The organism is Pseudomonas sp. GL93 (assembly GCF_003408955.1).
In the GTDB taxonomy this organism is placed as follows: Bacteria; Pseudomonadota; Gammaproteobacteria; order Pseudomonadales; family Pseudomonadaceae; genus Aquipseudomonas; species Aquipseudomonas paracarnis.
Genome location: NZ_NKRF01000126.1, coordinates 1 through 2,977 on the forward strand (window position 1 = coordinate 1; position 2,977 = coordinate 2,977).

A 2,977-nucleotide genomic window follows, 5' to 3' on the forward strand; every position below is an offset into this window, starting at 1 on the left:
CTTTTGCGCTTTTCAAAAGTGAGCCGCTGTCAGAGCGGAACCCTAGGTGGCCGTTACCGCAGGAATGGATATGTACACAATCCAACTGTGTTGACTGTCGGGCCGCCTTCGCGAGCAAGCCCGCTCCCACAGTTGGATCCTGGGGTGTCAGGTAGATAGATATCGACTGTCAGGCCGCCATCGCAGGCAAGCCAGCTCCCACAGGTGATCATTGGTGCTCTGGCGGATAACTTACCGCCTGCCCGAGCGCGTACTCACGTCCACCCACACCGCCAACACCAGAATGCTGCCCTTGACGATCATCTGCCAGTAGCTGTCCACATCCAGCATCGACATGCCGTTGTCCAAACTGGTAATCACCAATGCCCCCAGCAACGCGCCATACACAGTGCCCGAACCACCGCGCATCGAGGTGCCGCCAATAAAGCACGCGGCGATGGCATCGAGTTCGCCCATGTTGCCTGCCGACGGTGAGCCCGCCGCCAGCCTCGCGGTGTTGACCAGGCCGGCGAGGGCGCACATCACGCCCATGATGCCGAAGATCCACAGTTTCACCGCTTGCACATTGATACCCGACAGCCGCGTGGCCTCCATATTGCTGCCCACCGCATACACCCGGCGGCCGAACACGGTTTGGCGCGTGACATAGCTGAACACCCCCAGCAGCGCCAGCAACAGCAGCACCGGCACCGGGATGCCATCGTAGCGGTTGAGGGTGGTGACAAAGCCTGCGAGCACCGCGCCAATCAACACCACGCGCAGTGCATCGCGCAGCAATGAATGCGCGGCCAACCCATGCAGCGCACGGTTGCGCCGTTGTTTCCAGGTGAGGAACAGCGTCAAGGCAAACAGCAACACTCCAAGCCCGATACCGACGTTGTGGGGCAAATACCCCTGGCCCACATACACCAGCGACGGCGACACTGGCGCAATGGTGGTGCCGCCGGTAATCCCCAGCAGAATCCCGCGAAACGCCAACATCCCGCCAAGGCCCACGATGAACGAGGGGATGCGCAGGTAAGCGGTCATGTAGCCGTTGGCCAGGCCGATCACCAAGCCGCACAGCGCCACCAGGCTCAGGTTGGCCAATAGCGGCACGTGATAGACCACATCCAGAATCGCCGCCAGCCCGCCCAACAGCCCGAGCAGTGAGCCCACCGACAAGTCGATCTCGCCGCCGGTAATCCCCAGCAGAATCCCGCACGCCAACATCCCAGTGATCGACATCTGCCGCAGCAGGTTGGAGAGGTTGCGCGGGGTGAGAAAACCGCCCTCGGTCTGCCAACTGAAAAACAGCCAGATGAACGCGACGGCGATCACCAGTGCGAGCATTTTGTAGCGGGTGAAAAGGTGTTTGACCTGGTTCATCTACGCGGTCTTCCGATCAGTATTGTTATGGCTGAGCGCGGCGGCGAGCACCTGTTCCTGGGTGAGCCCGTCATTGATGAAATCCCCTCGCAACTGGCCGTCGCCAATCACCAGCACGCGGTTGGACACGCCGAGCACTTCGGCCAATTCCGAAGAGACCATGATGATCGACACGCCTTCGGCCGCCAGTGCGCCCATCAGTTTGTAGATCTCGTACTTGGCGCCCACGTCCACCCCGCGTGTGGGTTCGTCGAGAATCAGCACCTTGGGTTGGGTCATCAGCATTTTCGCCAGCACGGCCTTTTGCTGGTTGCCGCCTGAGAGGCTGGTGATCGGCAGCGACGGGCTGGCGGTCTTGAGGTGCATGCGGCTGATTTGCTGGTCGATGCTGCCCAGTTCGGCTTCGGCGTTGATGCGGGTCATGTGCGCGTAGGTGTCGAGCACCGCCAGGGTGATGTTCTGGCCCACGCCCAGGTCGGGGATGATGCCTTGGCGCTTGCGGTCTTCTGGCACCATGCACAAACCGGCGCGGATCGACTTGAGCGGCGTGCGCGTGTCGATCACCTGGCCCTCCAGCCACACCTCGGCGCTGTAGCGCCCGGGGTAAGCGCCAAACAGCGCCGACACCAACTCCGTGCGCCCAGCCCCCACCAACCCGGCGATGCCAAGGATTTCACCGCGCCTGAGCACGAAGGAGATGTCGTCGACGCGCTTGCGCTTGGGGTTGTCGACGTCGTAGCAGGTGACGTTACGCGCCTCGAAGATCACCTCGCCCACGTCATGGGGCTCGGTGGGGTAGAGATTGCTCATTTCGCGGCCGACCATCTGCGTGATGATCCGGGGGATGTCCATGTCTGCCATGGCGGTGGTCGCGATGTGCTTGCCGTCGCGAATCACCGCAATGGTGTCGCACACCGCCGCCACTTCATCAAGCTTGTGCGAAATGTACACGCAGGCCACGCCCTTGGCCTTGAGGCCCCGGATGATGTCCAGCAGCACCTCGATTTCGCCACGGGTCAGGGCCGAGGAAGGCTCGTCAAGAATCAACAGGCGCGCCTGTTTGTTCAAGGCCTTGGCGATCTCCACCAGTTGCTGGTAGCCGCCGCCATACTGCGACACCGGCAGCGCCACATTCATGTCCGGCACCTTGAGTTCACGCATCAAGGCTTCGGCGCGGTGCAGCATCGCCGGGTAGTTCATGCGCCCACCGGGCAGGGTCAGCTCGTGGCCCATGAAAATGTTCTCGGCCACCGACAGGTCGGGCACCAGGGTCAGTTCCTGGTGAATGATGACAATCCCGGCGGCCTCGGTTTCGCGGATGGACTGGGCCTTGAGCGGCTGCCCATCCCAGAGGATTTCCCCCTCCCAGGTTCCGTGCGGGTATACCGCCGACAGCACCTTCATCAAGGTGGATTTACCGGCACCGTTTTCGCCGCACAGCCCGACGCACTCGCCGGGCCGTACCTTGATGTCGATGCCGTTGAGGGCGTTGACACCACCGAAGCTTTTGACGATGCCGTTCATTTGCAGCAGGTAGTCGGACATGGGAAAGGCTCACACAAATAGGCTGGCCCCCACCCCTGTAGGAGCGAGCTTGCTCGCGAAAAAC

The 2,977-nt window shown here is 61.8% G+C and carries 2 protein-coding genes; both read right to left on the minus strand.

Annotated elements, in window-relative coordinates; genetic code table 11:
- Positions 1–231 precede the first annotated feature (231 nt).
- Positions 232–1,368 (minus strand): sugar ABC transporter permease, encoded by a 1,137-nt coding sequence (locus tag CER19_RS25435; RefSeq protein WP_116668410.1) that lies wholly within the window; start codon positions 1,366–1,368, stop codon positions 232–234.
- Positions 1,369–2,913 carry a D-xylose ABC transporter ATP-binding protein gene (xylG, locus tag CER19_RS25440; protein ID WP_116668411.1) on the minus strand — a complete coding sequence of 515 codons (1,545 nt, stop codon included), beginning with the start codon at positions 2,911–2,913 and terminating at the stop codon, positions 1,369–1,371.
- Positions 2,914–2,977: the final 64 nt, after the last annotated feature.

What these genes read in the sequence shown, in the direction of transcription:
- CER19_RS25435 (WP_116668410.1), bottom strand. Translation starts at nt 1,368, where the DNA reads ATGAACCAGGTCAAACACCTTTTCACCCGCTACAAAATGCTCGCACTG.
- xylG (WP_116668411.1), bottom strand. Translation starts at nt 2,913, where the DNA reads ATGTCCGACTACCTGCTGCAAATGAACGGCATCGTCAAAAGCTTCGGT.